Origin of the sequence: Halocatena salina, assembly GCF_023115355.1 — an archaeon.
GTDB classification, from domain to species: domain Archaea; phylum Halobacteriota; class Halobacteria; order Halobacteriales; family Haloarculaceae; genus Halocatena; species Halocatena salina.
On record NZ_CP096019.1, the window covers coordinates 333,683 to 351,339 of the forward strand.

A 17,657-nucleotide genomic window follows, 5' to 3' on the forward strand; every position below is an offset into this window, starting at 1 on the left:
CGCTGTAAGACAATGGATTTCACTGTTCGACGATATACTTAATATTATAGAATATTCATATAAGAACGGTCTCACGGAACTCCTAGTACCATTCCCGCGCTCGCCCAGCAGTGTCGAGCGAGCGCTTGACGAAGGTGTTGACGGTTTCTGTCATCGCTCGCTGTCCGTAGAGATCGTCATCGATCCGAGCGTTGTAGGCGTAATCGTACGGTGCATGGACACAATGTTTGGCTCAGCTTTGGCGTCTTGGTCGTGGTTAGTGGGCTGTGGATCCTCGACGGATTGCCGCCGTTTTTCATTAAGCTGCTGTTAGTCAGAACGCTCATAGCGTTTCTCACGTACAACCGACAGTGCACCGAACCATTGACCCAAGCCGGCCACTTGGTCGATCTGTACCACTCCTCGTTCCAGAGATCGACTCTGTCAGTCCACACACCGCATGTCAATAATCCCATCAGGAATATGGGGACCTCCATCGGCGTGGACGTACCACCACTCTGGGATCATCTCACGTCCGGACTGTGGATTCGGATCGAAACATCCCTTTGGGAAGGTTGGGAGATTTTCGAGAGAGGTCAACACCTTGTTCGGCCACGTTGCGTTTTCGGCCTGCTCGTGATCTTTGATAATCAGGTACAGGATGCCGACGAAATCCATAGGCGGCGACGGTATCCGGGGAAAGTCAGGATACTCTTCCAACAATTCGTCCTCATTCGTAATCCGGTACTCTTGATTGAGCACTCCGATGCCAATCGCTGTCGGTGCATACTGTACGTGAAAAATCGGGTGCCGTGCGTCTGGCTCCGACTCGAAGTCGTAGTGCATCCCCTGTTTGATCTCTGCTGGGAACCGACCATCATCTTCCCGGTCACTCTGTCTCCGGAGATACGACACCCGTGTAGTCGACTTGTCAATCTCATATCGGATGCCATCATCATGCTCTCGGCCACGGATAGTCAGCTCAGGCCGGAAACAGATATCGAACAGGTCGTCAGGCCTGTCCCGACGGTACTGCAGTCCACTGATCTTGAAATAGGTTGGAACCTCAACCTGGAGTTTTCCTTCATATTTCGAGACGTTGATGTTGTCGGAGTTTCCCTCAGCTTTGATCCCTTGGGAACCCTTGAACCGATTCCAAAACGACTTGTACGCTATTTTAATCTCATACAAGTCTTCGCTGTCCAGATCAACGATTTCTCCGGGCATAATAGATATTAACTTAGTGTCCAGGGCTCCAGTCGAGCCAGTTCATCCCGCGAAATCCGTGACCGGGTGGCACCCATCGGAATCCAGCCCTCGGGATTCTTCGAATGCTCCTCACACACCGATTTTTCCTTGATGATACAGTAATACCGGGCATCTTCGTGATTCTCCGATTCACCGTCATGGCAGACAGCCTGCTCAATCTCCGGTAACTCCAATCGCCGGAATATGGTCTGGCCCAATGGCATCTCCGTGTCGGTGTCGGTCATATGTTCCGCTCGGATTTTGTCGACCTTCGGCGTCCACCACCACCGACCGAGTTCCGAGAACGGCCCCTCGTACAGGGCGTTGTTAAACGGCTCTTGATATGCCAGAGCCTCGCAGAACGATTCGTGATCGACATTAAGATAAGCGGCCAAGGCGATCGGGTTCAGTAGGGCCCCCGGAAACTCGAGGAGTTCGTTGTGTATCCAATACCCCAGATGGGTGGTCGACCGGCGGATGAGATCATCACGATTCATATCCGGTCCACCGCCCATCAATGCACCAGGATTCCCCCAAGAATATTGATCGAGTTTCCCGCGGACACCGCGCGGAGCGTCCAAAATCTCTGGAATGGCAGGTTGGGACTCTGTTCCGAGCGCGTCTGCAAATGAATTCCTGATCTGGTTGAATCCTTTGGCAATGTTCGCTGCGTCGCGAGCGACTTCTTCTGGCCCCTTGCTAGGATTTATTTTGATTCTATCTTCTTCATATACTTTGACGCGGCGCTCATCTTCTAGTCCACTATCGATCCGGTGATAAATGCAAAGCGGTAGATCGTGGTCTTCACAGAGCTGGCGGACGTGTTCTCTCCGGACTTGATTACTTGCTGCTGTTAGGTCATAATCAAGAACAATAAGTAACGGGAAATGTGGACTTTTGACCCGATTCTCCAGTTCATCCATTACCCCATCCGTATCAAATGGAGTATCGTGATCGAATCGCTGTAATGATAATTCATCCAATAATTCCTCTTCGAGAGGTGCTCGAATATCCTTAAAATTCTCGTCGATATCCTCGAACACAAGTACTCTGTCATCGAACGCAGTCATCGTGTTAGCCTCACCTCAAAGGCGGTTTCAAACTCATCCGGTGAGTCGACGAGTGATATCTTACCACCAACACGCTCCACGACTTGTTTGACGATATACAGTCCGAGCCCAGATCCAACACTAGTCGGACCTTCAACATCTGTCGTGGAGTACATCGGTTCGAAAATGCGTGTCCGTTCTTCCTTTGAGATGCCGACGCCATTATCAATCACTCGCACCTTATGCCAGTCACTCGTATTTTCGGCTTCAAATCGGATCTTACGACCGTCGTCACCAATCGAATCCTCGACGACGGCCTTGATAGCGTTCGTGTATAAATTGATCAGAACACCGCTGTAGAGACCAACATTCACCTCGGGCGTCTCTAGTCCGAACCTGATCGCGTTCTCCACCTCTATCTCCCGTCGCTCGGTGTACCGTTCAAACTTTTCAATAATCATGTTCACTTGTGGCTTGGGCTTGAAACTGGAGTCAGATCCGGATGAGATCTGTTCGACGAACGCCTGGGAGTAACTCAGATGCGTCTCGAAATCCTCCACTGCCTGTTCTGTATGCTCAATCCGGTCTTGGAACTCGTCGCTGCGGTCCTTCGGTGGTACTTGCTTCCAGTGATCGAGCATGTCCTTCGCTGAGTCCAAGATCAGGGTTGTCTCATGACTCATGAACGCGGACACGACTCCGAGTAAGTTCATCGATTCAACGGCTTCCCGGGCCTCTTTCTCGGCCTCATGGTGCTCTTCAACCTGTATCTCAATATCCTCGACTTGGTCAAGTAGTTCCTGTTGTGTTGCTTCCCCGATATCGTCGCTCTCCTGTACAAATTCTTTGGTCGAGCTAATTGTGGACGTGGTCTTGTCTTTCTTCTCTTCAGCCTTCTTTTTCTTTTGCTTCTGCTCCTCAAGTCGGTCGATAACACCGAGGATTTCGAGGCTCCCCCGCGTGATATCAACGAGCTGTTCGTAGGCGTCGTTTTCGACGAAGCCTTGCCGGTCCATTGACGGCATGAGCCGATCTTTCATCACTGTACTGGCAATCTCCTCAGACCGGTAGCTGGAGACGTGGATAGCTCCAAGCACCTGAACTTTCCGCGGTAATTGGAGCATGGCTTGGCTTTCAGTGATTTTCCGTTCGCCTTCCGGGAATAATGCCTCGGTTATGGGTGACTCCCAGTTCCGCGAGCGGCGGGCCTGCGCTTGGGATAGACCGAGCCAGTCATCTCCTTGATCGCCGTATGGGGGCATGCGGAAGTTGTTATCGACAATTCGGATGCCGCCGTTCTCGCTCAGCCAGCTACGGGCCTTTCGTCCGTCCGCAGTCCGCATCCCGGCTAGTACACCTTTCCGTCGTGGAATCCACCGAATTTCGCCTTCAATATCGCCGACGAGGTTCTCATCCAGTTCGTATTTGTAGGTGCGGGACTCGCCGCCTTCGTAGTCGTACTCGTATATTAAGGTTTGACCGTCGACGGTGATTTCTACCTTAGCAACGTATCGTTCGTAGATTTCCTGCGCAACGCTGGTTCGCGGGGAGCCCTTCCCGGGTGGGGCGAAGTAGACGTTGAATCCAGGGTCTTCATCGTCACTTCCCTCGATTTCCGAAGGTGAAGATTCATACGGTGCCGATACGATGTCGAGGACTTTGGCCGAGACTTCCTCCAGTTCTTCCTCGGTCCACTCGTCCTGCAGGTCGGAGATGCGGAGTGTCGTGCCCTCCTCTTCTGCTGTTGCGCTGGCCTCAATCCGGTAGCTAACTTCCATCTCTTGAAGGCCAGTCCCACTCTCGAACGCTTCCCAGTCGAAATTGGCGATGAGGCGGCGATACTCGTCCGCTTCCTCGTAGTAAGCAATAGTCCGGAGCTCTAGGAACAGTCCAAGGTTCCGGACAGCAAACCTGCCGACGCCTTTTGACCCCTGTACTTCCCGGCTGTAACGCCGCGATGTGGGGTTTCTGTCCCGATTTGAGGTAGCGATAGTCATCCAGAAGTCTTTGAATTCCGCCTCAGTCATTCCATGGCCGTTGTCCTTGATTATGAGTGCGCTGTTGTTGTCGTTAATCCAGATATTGCACCGGGTTGCGTCGGCGTCGTAGGCATTCTTGATTAGTTCGGCAAGTGCGACATGGCTGGTGGCGATCAGACGTTCACCCAACTCGGACAGAAGTTGGCTGTCGCTGGTGAATCGAGTTTGCTCCTGTTTGATGATTTGCTGGGACTCAGACACGGTAGCTGCTTATACTATGATAGTCATGGCTAATAAATTATTGAAATCTATTACACCAAGCCACCTTTATCCGCATTCATTGATTAATGGTGTATAGTTTATAATCTTAAACCAGAAATATCTTCTGGTAGATACTTTTCATAGTCAAAATACCCATTCTCCTCAATCTCACCTGAGATCACCTGCAGACCGCCCTCGAAATAACGAATCATCGCCTCTTGCAGTTTGTCTGCGTCCCGATCCGGGTGACGGATTTCGATCAACGTTTTCAGAACATCGTACGGGTCCACTGACTCCGTCGACGTCCGATACGGATCTGGTCCGCTAGGTTCCAGCATCTTCTCATCCGCAACCCCGACAGCTATCGCTGTATCCACAACCCGGCCCGTATTGATGCTCACGTCCTCGCCCTGGAACTCCTCAAAGATATTCCTCCGAACCGTCTCCCACGCATCACGACTCGCACGGATCGTGAATCCTCCCTCGATATTGTCGAAACTCCCGTTCGGCATCTTACTTCACCTCCAGTTGTGAGTTCATCTCTTCATCCGGCCTGATCCGATAATGCTTCCCGATATCCGTCTTGATCGCCGGCCACAGCTTCTGCAGCTCTGCATCCGTCACCAACAGAATCAGGCCTTCATCTAGTGTGGTGAAGAAGTCACCCTGCGCCTTGCTGTTCTGTAGGTCCAGCCGCCCAGCCACCGTGTCAAAGACAATCGTTGTCGAATACTTAGCCCATTCATTCAGCCCGAAAATGAAGCTGAGTGCTGTGAGCTGCGCCTCACCAGCAGATGGCGGCCGATCATCCATAGCCTTCCGTTCTCCGCCCTGCTTGATCAGTTCCAGTACGAAGGAGTCCTCTTCCCCGGGATCGCCCCGAAAATCAATGCCCCTATATCGACCTTTGATAAACTCCGACTGCGATACCTGCTCAAACACCGCATTCATCTCTTGCTTGATCTTGTCCCGTTTCTGCTGGATATGCTCGTGCCGGATCGTGTCGAGATGATCGATTGCCATCTCGGCTGCCTTGATCTTCGCCCGAATCCTCTTGTACGCTTGCTCCCCATCCTTCCGCTGTTTCTCATTCCTCTTCTGCTCAATCTCGTTGTCTAGCTCTTGAGTCCGTTCACGAACATCGTTCCACTCATCATCCAGTTCTTCCTGTTTCCGGTTCAGACTCCGCAGCATCTCCTCGTACTGCTCCTTCTGCCCTTCCTGTGGCCGCCCACCATATTCCTGTAACAGTTCATTCTGTTCCTGCTCCTTCGTCCGAATATCTTCTCGCAGTTCCTGCACCCGGTTTGCCGCCCTTACTGGGGAAACATTCGGCCGCGGCGCATCTGATAACCGCCGATGCTTTTCCCGACAGTCCGTAACCTTTCGGGTCAGCTCGACCTCTGTTTCCTCGACTTCATCCTGGAAGTTGACATCAGGGACCTTCTGAACGTGATCGTTGCCACAGATCGGGCACTCACCTTCCTTCTGGACCTGTCGCTGTAACCGTTGGACGATATCCTGCTTCTGGAGTGTCGACCGCAACTTTTCGTAGTGTTCTTCTTGCTCCCGTAGCTGCTCTCGTGCCTCTGCGATCGGCTCAGACAGGATTCCGACATGGATATCCTCCCAAGCTTCCTTCATCTTCTCCGCAGTCTCACGCTGTTCACGTTCCAGATTTCGTATCTCTTCATCGTACGTATTTAGCTCATCAATCAGTTCCTCGTTGTACTGCTCCAGTTCCCCCCGGGTCTCCTCGATATCGTCGGCGACCTCCTGCCGTTCCTCACGTAGTTCCTCACGGCGCTCTCGAAGTTCCCGACGTTCCTCCCGTAGTTCACTGATACGATCATCAAGTTCGCTGCGCTCATCGCGCTCGTTTTCGATCCGGTCCCGTTCCGGCTCGTACCGGTCTTTGATTAAGGACTGCAGATCCTCTCGGGCGTTGATGATCGCCTCGTGTTTCAAGACAGTCTCTATATCATCTTTCACCTCAACCCCTGTGTCGTCATCGATCAGGTTCTGGATTATTTCCCCATCTAGAAAGAAAAAATCCTTCAGCTGCTCAGGCAGCAGGTCACGGATGTACTCATCCGCGTCTTCGCCTTCCCGCCGGGTATCGCCGTCGATAATGAGCACCCGTTTCTCGTGGGCCTCCTTTCGATCTTGATTGAACCGATCGATCTCTCGGTGCAGGATGTGGTCGCGGCCCTCTTCCTCGAACTTTATTCGGACTCCCATCCGCTCGTCGCCGTTCTCCCGAGCAGTTTCATTCCAGTTGGTTTTGTAGTTCGTTGTTGGGCCTTCACCACCGTATAATCCCCATTGAACCGCACGATGGAAACTCGTCTTCCCGGCGCCCTGTGGCCCCTCAATAATGTGAATATGGCCGTCCGTATCCACCAGATCGACCTCGACATTCCGATACGGCCTGAAATTAGTGATTTCAATATGGCGAAGTTGCATCGTTCCTCCTGTGATTACACGTCCTCCGCGTCGTTGAGATATTCCTCGGTGTATTCGTCCATTTGATCCAGCTTCCCGTACCGGGGTTGCTGGATCTTATCAACCTGCCAGTCGAGGATATTCTTCAGGAGATTCTGCTCACTCAGGTCGGAAATCTCTTCATCGATAAGACGCTCCAGATCAGGATCTAGGCTCGGCATGCTTATTGGTACATCGCTAATGCATTTTGCAACCTAATAAGTATCAGGTCATTCCTCTCCCAGTTATATGCTTCCTTGTTCATTCGCCGCACACGATTGATTTCCTTCTCGATTAGACTGATTTCATACCCTGAGAGGTCAGTATCGCCGTTCTCAAGTAATTCCTGAGACACGGGAAGTGTGATGAAATCATGGATAACTGCTTTTCGATCCTCCTCGGACTTACGCAGGACGCGTCCCCGTCGCTGGACCGCTTCTCGATATGATAATGAATTTGATATTAAAATGGCAGAATCACATTGCGGAATGTCGACTCCTTCCGTCAGAACATCGATCGATGTCAAGGTATCAATCGTCCCGTTCTCGAAGTCTTCCCGGAAATTATCTCGATCTTCCGGGGAAAGGCTCCCAAAAAATAGCCCAACACGGCGAGTTGAGTTCTCGTCGATCGCCCGCTTAACTCGCCGTGCATGTGCCCGGGTGTTACAGAAAATCATCGTCTTCTTCCCAGCATCACTAATAATATCGGTGACCACCGAATCCTTCGCAGTTGCTTCCTTGGCGATATTCGCTCGCTTCATGATCTTCCCACGGAGCGGCTGGTGCTGATCCGCCGTTTCCAGCAACGGTTGGTCGTCGTATTCCTGATGCTTCTGATACATGTCCATAATCTGCTTCGACAGCTTGAGATACTCATCGCGTTCGTATCTAGTCAGAGAAACTATATGTACGTAATACCGGTATTCGCTTAGCACCTCGTAGTCGTGAATCGCCTCTTCAAGCAGGATTACATCCCGCATCGATCCAAAATAGGACTCTATGAACTGGTCACCTTCATCATCCCGTTCCGGTGTCGCGCTAAGCCCGAGGCGGCCCCCAGCCGCGTCGAACTGACGGAGAATGCCCCGGCGCTGTTCCGCTCCGACGTTGTGTACCTCATCGGCAATGAGAACCCGCTGCTCTGGGTGAGTATGATCCGACACGATATCGAACAGGTCCCCCATCGTCGTCGGATGCATCGTTGAGACAGCAATCAAGGGCGTAGACTGATCCGAGACTAACGCCTGATATAGTATTTTCCGCCAGCTCGGGTTCTCGCCGACACACCGGATGACGCGGGACATTGGGAAGAATTGGCCGATATTATCCTGATTATCCCATTGTTCAACGAGATCCGTCGTCGGTGCTAGCACGATGACGACACTATCCGGTGCTGCGATATCACGTGCCGCGAACAGAGAGGTCCACGTCTTCCCTGCGCCAGTGGCGTGCTCCAGTAGAATTCGGTTCCTGTTCTCTTTGAACCGCTCGATTGCGCGCTGCTGATATGGGTATGGATTGGGAAGTTCCGCTCCGCCGTCATCGTCTTCCTGGAGCTCCTCGTTGATCTGGGCCACGACCACTTCCCAGTCCGGTTCCGTATCGGGCTTGAACTGCAGCAGGTCCCGTTCGATCGCCTCCGGCAGTTTCATCACTATGGAGTCCAGTGCATCGTCAAACCACAACTGCTCAAACTCCTCGCGGTGGCTCGAAACCCGTCGCTGTTCATCCCATTTCTCCTCCGTGTTTGATACCCAGCTCCGGTTGACGCTGATCGACTCGCGGTTCCGTCGGAGAGCTTTGAATGATTCGTTCGGCGAGCCGACAATCGAGATGCTGTCACCCTGAGTATCCGTAAAAATCGCCAGCTTCTGGTGCCACGCACCGTATTCGTTGCCACGGACATTCCCTTCCTCATCACGGACTGCACCGAGCTTAAAATCCAGATGTCCTTCGGCAACCAGCCACGCCAATGCCTCTGAGACAGCCTCCGAGTATCCGTCCCTGATCGCATCCCAGTTAATTATGTCAATCAGGACGTCATCGGCCTGCCCGCGCTCAATCGCGTCGGTATCCTCCTCAAACAACTCGACACCGGTTATAATCCTCATCACGCCGTCGTTCTTGACGAAGGTCTCCAGCCCCTCCGCAAAAATTGAGAGTACTGCAGAGCTGAAATCGCCCGTAATTCGGTCGTACTGGATACTATTCTCCAGTGCTGGGATAAAGACATCCCGTAAATGGTCATGGTGTCCTGGGTAATATCCTTTCCACGATCGATCTCGGATCCCCATCTAATCGGGCTTATATTCTACATGAAAGACCTTAATCCGTTCCCCGCCGAGGAAGGTCTAACGTCTGCTGTCCGGGACTAATCACCTCGATTACTTTTTCATCAAGTTCCTGCATCTCTGCGTCGACGTTCCTGTCGTTATCCCGGGACGCCTCACACACCTCCCGAAACTTCCGGGACAATGCCGTCGCCTCTCCCGTGGACAGGTCGTCAGGGTCGACAATGGGGAGGTCCTTCAGCTCGTTCGGCTCAATCTTGTGCAGTCCACGGGAGTAAGTGCGGCCACTCCGTTTGGCGATAGCGTTCGCTACACTGCTGTTCAGATAGGCGAGCAGTGCTTCAACCTCCGTATCCTCATATCCGTCGAGGAAGACGTTGTGCAGATTGTTGAGACTGACTACACCCGCCTTGTTGTGGATGAATTGGAAGCCGTCTTTGCTCATGTAGGTGACGAGGATGGATGCCGCGTCCCGTTGATCGACGACGTACCATGGCGTCCGGTTTTGCGCGAGATAGCTGTTGGCGGCTCCGTTCTCTTCACCGTGTTCCAGGTATGCCTGTAACTCCGGGTCGTCAATGTCGGTGATTGGTTCGCCGTCCTCGTCATAACAGTAGAGCAACCACGCTTCATCCCCGTCGCGCAGCCACTGCTTCCAGTTCTCGTGTTCTCGGAGGTCATAATCTGATACGCCCTTCGTTCGCCGAATCAAGGGGACGAGATACTCCTCGTTAAGCCCCCATTCGTCGACTTCGGCCTGTGTCAGACAGAAGTAGTCATTTTTTCCGGTTGCGATACCACGCTTGATATCAGCGATCTCCCGGAACGGCTTCAGGCCGGGAATGGCGTCAACTGATTCTGGATCGATGTACTCGGTCCAGTTGAACTCGGGCATGAGTTCGCGTTGCGCTACCTGATTCACAAACCCATACGACATTTTGCCCTGCACATCGCCACCCACTGCCTCAAATAGTGGTTCTGCTCCTGGCCACTTGTCAGCTCGCACGAACGTAGTCGCGCAGTTACTCTCCTCGTCTACGTTTTTCTCCAGAAACGTGATGCACGGATCAGTATCGACATTCTCGAATACTGGAATATCACCGTCCAGCAGGATCATCCCGTGGATGTCGAAATGATCGAGTAGGAATGTTCGGAGAGTAATGCCGTAGTTCGTTTCCAGGAACCGGGCAGGGGTGATGAACGCCATACGGCCACCGGCGTTCAGGAATTGTGCCGCATGGACGAAGAAGTAGTGATACATCGGTGCTTTCTGCGAGATCTCCATCCCAGCCTCGTCTTCCGCGATACGGTTGATGCGATTCTTCTTCTCACGACTCAGCTCGTGACTTCGGGAATACGGCGGATTGGAGACAACAGCGTCCATTTTCGGGGGGACGTGGGGGTTCTGCTGGTCGGGCCGTTGTGGTTGGCCTTCGGTGCTTGTCTCCATGAAGTCGTCCTGGATGAAGTTTGGTGATCCTTCCCCGTTGGTGAGTTTCAGCGCAGTCGACGACATCACGGTCGCCAACTCACTCAGATCTACTCCCCACATTTCATCGACATGAGCGTCTCCCTCGGCGGTGTGTTTTGCGTCGTACATCGCTGCGGTCAACACGCCTGCCCCGATTCCGGGATCAAGAACCTGGTCACCACCCCGCTGGACGGCCCAGTCTGCCATGAATTCGGCAATATACATCGGAGTCCGAAACTGGCCGAGTCGGCGTCGTGCCTCCTGTGGCACCAATGATTCAAAGATACGCCCTACTTCGTCAATGGAGGCCTCACGGTTAATGAGGTGGTGTCGTGCCTCAAGTAGTGGGGCAAACACAGATTCGCCGACGGGTTCGATGAGGCAGTCGAGAACATTCTCCTTAAACGCCTGATCCTGAGTTTCGGCATGTGCATGTGTCAGGCATGAATAAAGATCTGTATTACTGGAAAGTGGCTGAAGGTCCTTTCCGGCATCACGGTAGAGTTTGTAAAGTGTGATTTTGAGCAAACAGTTGAAGCAAGCCAACTGACAAACAGTCCCCTCGGGATCGGTGACGCGTGTGAGACCATGGGATTCCATCCATTCTGATAATTTGTGAGAAAATTGGGGATCAGAATTGACATCGATATTTTTATCAATATTCTCAGCAACATCCCTGATGGCAGATATTAAAGTTGTTTCCTTGCTCATGAGTAGACTTGAAAGGATCCTTGTTGGATAGTACTGTTATGAACCACCCATATTAAGATAGTGTTGATAAAGACAGCCATCTCCCCTCCAATCACTTGAACAACCTGCTTCCGCGACCGTTCAGGGATCGTCTCAACCTGCTCGTGGATCAGATTACTGAATCCGATATCACCTCCAACCGCGCCGTGAATAAAACTACGTCGGGACGCCAGCTCGTGAATTGGCGTACTCAATCCACCGAGGTCGGCATAGCTTACCCCATCGCATGCATGATCAAACCAACGGTCCCTCCAACCCAACTGGGATCACCATCCCGAATAGGCTGTAATCCCCGGCGCCGACGCTTGATCCGCTCTCAACTATCACTACGACACGACGGTGAACGACGCAAGGTGGGCGATACTCTCATCCTATTCATCGGAGACCCGCCCCAAACTCCCATGAGAGGTATGAAACGTCGTTCTTCGAAATACAATCCACGACACTGCCTGCCAAATCCGTCTGATCGGGTGGGACCTGTCACGCGGTACGTTCAAAAACCGTCCAGATATCGACGACGCTGCTCCATTTTTTCTCGTTCAGTCCGCCGATCGTAGTGTTTGTCGATCACTCTCTGGGTGACGTTTGCTCGATCGCTGACAGCCTTCTCTGGTATTTCCTTGTGAAGATAATGGGTGATGCTTCCACGACGAATCGCGTGTGGACTCACACTCGATGGACAGCTCGACGCATGATCACGATCTGTCGCCGGACACTCCGCTGGATCACGGTTATGCGGGCACGGTATGCCATATGTACAGGGTCTCGTCCACTGATAGACGTAGTCTCGAAGAACCGACTTGCTCACCCGTCCATAATGCGTAGCGAGCAGTGGCTGTCGTCCATGATCGTCACAGACGGACGGCCGTCGGTCAGCAATCCAATCGTCTAGTAATTCACAGATCTGATCGGAGAGTGCAACCATCCGTTCGCCTCGTTCCTTGTTCTTAATCGGTGTTCCCGTTTTTGGGCGATGACTGACCACAACGTACCGATCGTCGGAGTGATAGTCGTCGACATCGAGCGCGTGGACCGCACCGATGCGCATCATCGTGTGCCACATCAGCGCAATACTCACATGCGCAAGCGTTGCGTATTCGTACTTTTCTAGATACGTCAGAATGCTCTCTGCGTGTTCGGCATCCAACATCACGTCGCGTGTGTTCTCCGTCGGTGCAAGCGTCGGTGACTGCACTTTGGTACTTAAATCCCGTTCAACTCCTTCGATCGATTCTAACCATCGAATGAAGACGCGGAGCGTATCCATCTGGGTTTTCTCCGAGACTGGCCGTAGATCTCCCTCGTTGCGTCGCCACAATCGATACAGATGGAGCTGTCGGCCGCTCAGGTCGTTGAGGTTTTCGATGTCTTCCTGATCGCACCAACGGAGGAAATGGCCAAGACGGGAGCTGTGCGAATAGAGCGTCGCCTGCGACAACTCCGCTTGTCGGTCTGCGAGGTAGAAGTCGAGCGCAGTTTCCGGGTCGATCGGTTTGAGACTCATGAGTACCTATCCAGCGACCACAGACAGCACCCACCGATTCAGAATGCCCGATATCGTACGAGTCACAGCCACCAAGGGAATCCATTCGTCGCCCGAACGAGCGCCCTCAGCGCCCGTTCGTTTTCCGAACGATTCGAATCCAAGGGACGGCAGTGTGGTGTATATAACGCTACCGTCGTTTGCAGCTGAGAGTTCGTTCGGTTTCGGGTCGATTCCAACAGAGGTCGGTGCTGTCATGCGGTTCGCTACATCCAACTCTGGGGGCAACCCACTTCATCAATCGCTCACTGAGCCTGTTGGCTCTGCGATTAATATATGGCCACAGTGACGACGCGCGTTATTACTCATGAGCGATAGCGGCGACCACCACGCGGTCACGGAGGAGACAACTGACGCTTTAGGAGGCAGACTTTTGTATATACACGACTATACACAATTGAGAACCCATGAGCACCGATCGAAAAGAGGAGATGATCACCGTTCGACTCGACAGCTCGCTCAAAGCAAAGATGGACGAGCGTGAGGAGATCAACTGGAGTGGCGTCGCGCGCAAGGCTATCCGAACCACCATCGAGGATCTGGAAACGATGGACGATATTGCGGCGAGTAATCAGCTGACTGAGCGAGAGGCACACGAGATCGCCGAAAGTATCACTGACTCTGCCAACAGGCGAGCACGGGACGCTAGTGACGAGGACGATCACTCGAAAAACAGCGGCACGGTCGCCACACAATGACGCTGGTACCCACAGGGACCGTTCCAACGCACCCTCTGAGAGTGGTTTCTGACGGAGACGCGGCAGCAGACGAATCGAATTGATGAACGACGAGCACGTTTCGTACCCGGCGAGGATCGTTATCGATGCAAACACACTCATTTCGGCGACGTTGACGCCCGGGATCACCCGAGAGATGCTCCTCACAACCGAGGATGAACTCTACTCACCCGCGTTCATTCGTGACGAACTGGACAAGCATCGTGCCGTGCTCAGGGATAAGTCCGGCCTTGCAGACGCAGACCTTGACGCACTCCTCGACACGCTTTTCACGCCGATCGAGACCCTTCCGGAGGATCGTACAACCCGGTATCACAAGCAAGCAGAGCAAGCAATGAACGAGATCGATGTCAAGGACGCTCTATGTCGCTGCCGCGCTCGAACTCGACGCAGCAATCTGGAGTAATGACCCCGATCTCCACGAACAGACGCTGACGCCAGCTCTCACAACAGAGGCAATGGTCGCACGAGTCCGGCAGGAACAACGAGAGACCGGTGATGCGTTCGATCAAGAAGTGTGACGCATCCTCTTTTTCGTTTGCACGAGGGGCACGGTGCTGTCTATCCGTCCAATCCTATCTCTTCTGCTGTGGCTTTGCCTGTAATGAATGATTCACCGAGCGCTGTAAGGCGGTAGTTCGAGGCATCCACTCGTTGCAGAAGTTCGGCGTCTGTGATGTAGCAAAAGCACGACAAGCTACGCTTCCAACTCCACTGATATTTTATAAGAGTCGGATAGTACCTATGCCTAAAATGTAATCATAAATATTTTTTATTCTCCTAAACAATACTAATATAGATAAAATAATTTATAATATTTGGGTTGTATTTGTTTTTGTCTGTCGGCTACTCGACTGTCCTACTCGCATCGGGGGGTGGTCGTGTCCGACGATGGAGTGCAACGACAATGACTGACGACAGCTCACGCGGATCGAGAGACGCACCGACCAACAACCGACTCCGGCGGAGGCACTTTCTGCAGACCGCAGGGGTTACTCTCGGGGGCATATGGGCCGCTTCGACGGCGAGTGCTGCGGTCGATTCGAAGCAGGTGCACACACAAGCGTTCGACGGCAATGAATGGACGCTCAGTTGGCGTGAGGAGTTCGATACTGGGTCTATCGACCAAGGTGTCTGGAACTTCGAGACCGGCAACAACGACGGCTGGGGGAACAACGAACTCCAGTACTACCAACGTGAGAACGCGTGGATCGAGAACGATCAACTCGTCATCGAGGCCCGCGAACAAGGGGTCGATGGGTATGAGTACACTTCTGCGCGCATGACCACTGCAGGTAAGTACGAAAAGCAGTACGGGCGCGTAGACGTGCGTGCTCGTCTCCCACAGGGGCAAGGAATATGGCCTGCGATCTGGATGCTCGGTGCCGATATTGGGTCGGTTGGATGGCCAAACTGCGGCGAAATCGATATCATGGAACTCATTGGGAGCGATGTCGACACTGTCCACGGTACTATCCACGGTCCCAGTTACTCCGGCGGCAACAGCATCGGTGGCAGCTACACCAACGGTTCGTTCGCCGACGCATATCACGTCTTCCAGCTCACATGGTATCCCGACGCGATCAAGTTCTTCGTCGACGGCCAGCACTACTTTACGGTCACTCTCTATGATGTGCAGGATTCGGGATACGAATGGGTGTTCGACAACGGATCATTTTTCCTCATCTTGAACGTCGCTGTCGGCGGCGACTGGCCCGGCTATCCCGATGCCAGTACGTCGTTCCCCCAGCGCATGGAGGTCGATTACATCCGGGTTTACGATTGGGTGTAGCCTGACGGCTCCGTGACGGAACCGTTTTCTCACGACACATCGGACACTGGTGGCTCTTGCTCTCGCATTTCGGTGTGAATGGTTTTAGTGATGAGATCGACTGCGCTGTGGTTGAGTCCTTCAGGAATGATAACGTCGGCGTGCTCTTTTGTCGGTTCGACGTGTCGCTCGTGCATCGGTTTAACCGTCGTGAGATACTGATTCATGACGCCTTCGAGGGTGCGATCGCGTTCGATGACGTCGCGTCGAATTCGGCGAAGGATGCGAACGTCGGCGTCGGTTTGGACGTAGATACACAGATCATACAGTTCGCGCAGGCGCTCTTCGAACAGCGAGAGAATGCCCTCCACGATCAGGATCTCGGTCGGCTCGACCCGAACACGTTCGTCCGTGCGGTTGTGAACGGTGAAATCGTACTGTGGCATCTCGATAGGGGTACCGTCGAGGAGCGTCTCGATCTGTTCAGCCAGTAGTTCCCACTCGAACGCCGAGGGATGATCGTAGTTCACCTGATCGCGTTCCTCAACCGGGAGATGGGAGTGATCCTGATAGTAGTTATCGAGCGGGAGGATCGATACCGCTTCACCGACCGTTTCACCGACCTCGCGCGCGACAGCTGTCTTTCCTGCACCCGTCCCACCCGCGATTCCGATCACGAACGAGGGAGCTGTCATTGGCTTTGTTGAGAACCCAACTCGTTTAAACTGCTCTATCGATCCGTCTTCCTTTGTGTGAACAGCACACACCGATTGAGCGTGTTCACGCCGATTAGTCGGTCGCGACGACTGCTTTTCAGTAGAGTTATGTCCTGTTCGGAAACGACACACACCTGTGTGGCCGAATCTTCGCTCCGAGGATGATCGCGTTTCTCGCAGAACGGTCCTCTCCGCAATCGGTGCGGGGCTGTTCGCAAGCAGTGCTGGCTGTGTCCATCCACTTCCCCCTCCACAAGGGGTACTCATACAAAAAGGAATCTTCGGGGAGCATAACAATCGACGGGTTCCAGTGCTCAAAGCCGGGAACAACGAGATCAAAATCGAGATTGAAGACGAGGTGCTCCAATCCGAATTCCCTCGATCCGAAGAACCAGCGAACACCACGATCTCACCGTCGCTCCATAACAAACTCAAGCGCAAATACAACGATGTCCACTACTACGTCCAACTTCGCAAACTGAACGGTCACGGACCGCTCGTCGAAACCAGCTCTGGAGAAAAACCGAGACAACCCGCGATCGGTGGCACGCCTCGGTATCTCCTTTCGCGGGAGATGTTCGGAAAGTTGCTCTCGGGCGATCGGATCGAGTACACACTGGATATGTTTGATAACCAGAGAATAAGCGCTATAACACTGATAATTCGGGAAGGTACGATACGGAAAAAGTTCTCCAAGGCGGATACAGCGAACGATGTCCCCTCCTACCGTATCACGGTCGATCACGGGGAGGGACCGAACGGCGATCCGTTCATCCAAACGTACTACGCTTCCGAAAAGGCGTACAACAACGCCCAGATCGATGATCAGACGTATTTCGAAGTTATCTTCGAAAATCGGGTCAGACCGACGATAGGAAGCTTTTCTCCCGATCCGTACGGAAGCCTGTAACGGTTCGTCTCCTGAACGATCAGAGACGGCGTCGTTCGGACGTTGACTGCTGGTTAGGCGTTGACCGTCCGTTGAGCAGATCGATAGAATCGATCATCGAGGAGCCAGTATACTGGCAAGATCTTAACACGTATTCTACGTCTTCTGCGGTGAAGTAATAGCAGTATCCGACACCAGTGAGGACCATCAGGACGAACGAATAGAACACCAACGCGGTGTAGATATCTGCCTCAAAAAGGGCAAAATAAATGCCATTAATGAGCAAAAATACGCCGAGTAGCTGTAAGGCCATGTTGGTGCGCTCTACCCATTCCTTCGACTGCCCGACGGCCGGTGTTCGAGAAGTCGCGCCATTCAACGATTCCATGCCTTTCAATTGGGATTACGTACCCAAGAAGCTTCGTCAGACATCCGTCACACACCAAACATCCCATCTGATAACACATCATAGGACACCTAATTCATC

The 17,657-nt window shown here is 52.9% G+C and carries 15 protein-coding genes and 2 pseudogenes; 4 read left to right on the forward strand and 13 right to left on the reverse strand.

Annotation, left to right across the window (positions count from 1 at the left end):
* Positions 1 to 55: 55 nt before the first annotated feature.
* The 11 genes and pseudogenes from MW046_RS01715 to MW046_RS01765 form a co-directional block, all read right to left on the reverse strand.
* A pseudogene (locus MW046_RS01715) lies at positions 56 to 229 on the reverse strand (IS5 family transposase); the annotation flags it as partial.
* Positions 230 to 423: 194 nt separating this feature from the next.
* Positions 424 to 1,206, reverse strand: coding sequence for a hypothetical protein (locus MW046_RS01720; protein WP_247993846.1), 783 nt, complete (start codon positions 1,204 to 1,206; stop codon positions 424 to 426).
* Positions 1,207 to 1,214: 8 nt separating this feature from the next.
* On the reverse strand, positions 1,215 to 2,297 hold the full coding sequence (locus tag MW046_RS01725) for a hypothetical protein (RefSeq protein ID WP_247993847.1): 1,083 nt from the start codon (positions 2,295 to 2,297) through the stop codon (positions 1,215 to 1,217).
* A complete protein-coding gene (locus MW046_RS01730; RefSeq protein ID WP_247993848.1) occupies positions 2,294 to 4,516 on the reverse strand; it encodes a sensor histidine kinase in 2,223 nt (740 codons plus the stop codon). Before MW046_RS01730 ends, MW046_RS01725 begins: the two co-directional genes overlap by 4 nt.
* Positions 4,517 to 4,614: 98 nt before the next feature.
* Complete coding sequence (locus tag MW046_RS01735) at positions 4,615 to 4,917, reverse strand: hypothetical protein (protein ID WP_247993849.1); 303 nt, start codon at positions 4,915 to 4,917, stop codon at positions 4,615 to 4,617.
* A 112-nt stretch (positions 4,918 to 5,029) separates the two neighbouring features.
* Positions 5,030 to 6,982, reverse strand: a complete 1,953-nt coding sequence (locus MW046_RS01740; protein ID WP_247993850.1) for an AAA family ATPase — start codon at positions 6,980 to 6,982, stop codon at positions 5,030 to 5,032.
* Between the two features lie 14 nt (positions 6,983 to 6,996).
* Positions 6,997 to 7,182, reverse strand: coding sequence for a hypothetical protein (locus MW046_RS01745; RefSeq protein WP_247993851.1), 186 nt, complete (start codon positions 7,180 to 7,182; stop codon positions 6,997 to 6,999).
* 2 nt (positions 7,183 to 7,184) lie between these two features.
* Positions 7,185 to 9,296 carry a DEAD/DEAH box helicase family protein gene (locus tag MW046_RS01750; protein ID WP_247993852.1) on the reverse strand — a complete coding sequence of 704 codons (2,112 nt, stop codon included), beginning with the start codon at positions 9,294 to 9,296 and terminating at the stop codon, positions 7,185 to 7,187.
* A 31-nt stretch (positions 9,297 to 9,327) separates the two neighbouring features.
* Entirely contained in the window at positions 9,328 to 11,475 is a 2,148-nt protein-coding gene (locus MW046_RS01755) for an N-6 DNA methylase family protein (protein WP_368411341.1), read from the reverse strand.
* Between the two features lie 532 nt (positions 11,476 to 12,007).
* A complete protein-coding gene (locus tag MW046_RS01760; RefSeq protein WP_247993854.1) occupies positions 12,008 to 13,018 on the reverse strand; it encodes a tyrosine-type recombinase/integrase in 1,011 nt (336 codons plus the stop codon).
* Between the two features lie 6 nt (positions 13,019 to 13,024).
* The gene (locus MW046_RS01765) at positions 13,025 to 13,255 is read right to left on the reverse strand and encodes a hypothetical protein (RefSeq protein ID WP_247993855.1); all 231 of its coding nucleotides are present in this window, start codon (positions 13,253 to 13,255) and stop codon (positions 13,025 to 13,027) included.
* A 209-nt stretch (positions 13,256 to 13,464) separates the two neighbouring features.
* On the opposite strand from MW046_RS01765, the gene MW046_RS01770 reads away from it, so the two are divergent.
* From MW046_RS01770 to MW046_RS01780, 3 genes and pseudogenes are all read left to right on the forward strand, one after another.
* Positions 13,465 to 13,755 carry an AF_0619 family ribbon-helix-helix protein gene (locus MW046_RS01770; protein WP_247993856.1) on the forward strand — a complete coding sequence of 97 codons (291 nt, stop codon included), beginning with the start codon at positions 13,465 to 13,467 and terminating at the stop codon, positions 13,753 to 13,755.
* Between the two features lie 175 nt (positions 13,756 to 13,930).
* Positions 13,931 to 14,315 (forward strand): annotated as a pseudogene (locus MW046_RS01775) (PIN domain-containing protein).
* Positions 14,316 to 14,701: 386 nt separating this feature from the next.
* A complete protein-coding gene (locus MW046_RS01780) occupies positions 14,702 to 15,586 on the forward strand; it encodes a glycoside hydrolase family 16 protein (protein ID WP_247993858.1) in 885 nt (294 codons plus the stop codon).
* A 29-nt stretch (positions 15,587 to 15,615) separates the two neighbouring features.
* Here the strand turns inward: MW046_RS01780 and udk are convergent, their stop codons facing one another.
* The gene (gene udk, locus MW046_RS01785) at positions 15,616 to 16,260 is read right to left on the reverse strand and encodes a uridine kinase (protein WP_247993859.1); all 645 of its coding nucleotides are present in this window, start codon (positions 16,258 to 16,260) and stop codon (positions 15,616 to 15,618) included.
* A 157-nt stretch (positions 16,261 to 16,417) separates the two neighbouring features.
* On the opposite strand from udk, the gene MW046_RS01790 reads away from it, so the two are divergent.
* Positions 16,418 to 17,191, forward strand: coding sequence for a hypothetical protein (locus MW046_RS01790; RefSeq protein ID WP_247993860.1), 774 nt, complete (start codon positions 16,418 to 16,420; stop codon positions 17,189 to 17,191).
* Positions 17,192 to 17,210: 19 nt separating this feature from the next.
* Here MW046_RS01790 and MW046_RS01795 read toward each other — a convergent pair whose 3' ends face one another.
* The gene (locus tag MW046_RS01795; RefSeq protein ID WP_247993861.1) at positions 17,211 to 17,558 is read right to left on the reverse strand and encodes a hypothetical protein; all 348 of its coding nucleotides are present in this window, start codon (positions 17,556 to 17,558) and stop codon (positions 17,211 to 17,213) included.
* Positions 17,559 to 17,657: the final 99 nt, after the last annotated feature.

What these genes read in the sequence shown, in the direction of transcription:
- MW046_RS01720 (WP_247993846.1), bottom strand. Translation starts at nt 1,206, where the DNA reads ATGCCCGGAGAAATCGTTGATCTGGACAGCGAAGACTTGTATGAGATT.
- MW046_RS01725 (WP_247993847.1), bottom strand. Translation starts at nt 2,297, where the DNA reads ATGACTGCGTTCGATGACAGAGTACTTGTGTTCGAGGATATCGACGAG.
- MW046_RS01740 (WP_247993850.1), bottom strand. Translation starts at nt 6,982, where the DNA reads ATGCAACTTCGCCATATTGAAATCACTAATTTCAGGCCGTATCGGAAT.
- MW046_RS01745 (WP_247993851.1), bottom strand. Translation starts at nt 7,182, where the DNA reads ATGCCGAGCCTAGATCCTGATCTGGAGCGTCTTATCGATGAAGAGATT.
- MW046_RS01750 (WP_247993852.1), bottom strand. Translation starts at nt 9,296, where the DNA reads ATGGGGATCCGAGATCGATCGTGGAAAGGATATTACCCAGGACACCAT.
- MW046_RS01755 (WP_368411341.1), bottom strand. Translation starts at nt 11,475, where the DNA reads ATGAGCAAGGAAACAACTTTAATATCTGCCATCAGGGATGTTGCTGAG.
- MW046_RS01760 (WP_247993854.1), bottom strand. Translation starts at nt 13,018, where the DNA reads ATGAGTCTCAAACCGATCGACCCGGAAACTGCGCTCGACTTCTACCTC.
- MW046_RS01765 (WP_247993855.1), bottom strand. Translation starts at nt 13,255, where the DNA reads ATGACAGCACCGACCTCTGTTGGAATCGACCCGAAACCGAACGAACTC.
- MW046_RS01770 (WP_247993856.1), top strand. Translation starts at nt 13,465, where the DNA reads ATGAGCACCGATCGAAAAGAGGAGATGATCACCGTTCGACTCGACAGC.
- MW046_RS01780 (WP_247993858.1), top strand. Translation starts at nt 14,702, where the DNA reads ATGACTGACGACAGCTCACGCGGATCGAGAGACGCACCGACCAACAAC.
- udk (WP_247993859.1), bottom strand. Translation starts at nt 16,260, where the DNA reads ATGACAGCTCCCTCGTTCGTGATCGGAATCGCGGGTGGGACGGGTGCA.
- MW046_RS01795 (WP_247993861.1), bottom strand. Translation starts at nt 17,558, where the DNA reads ATGGAATCGTTGAATGGCGCGACTTCTCGAACACCGGCCGTCGGGCAG.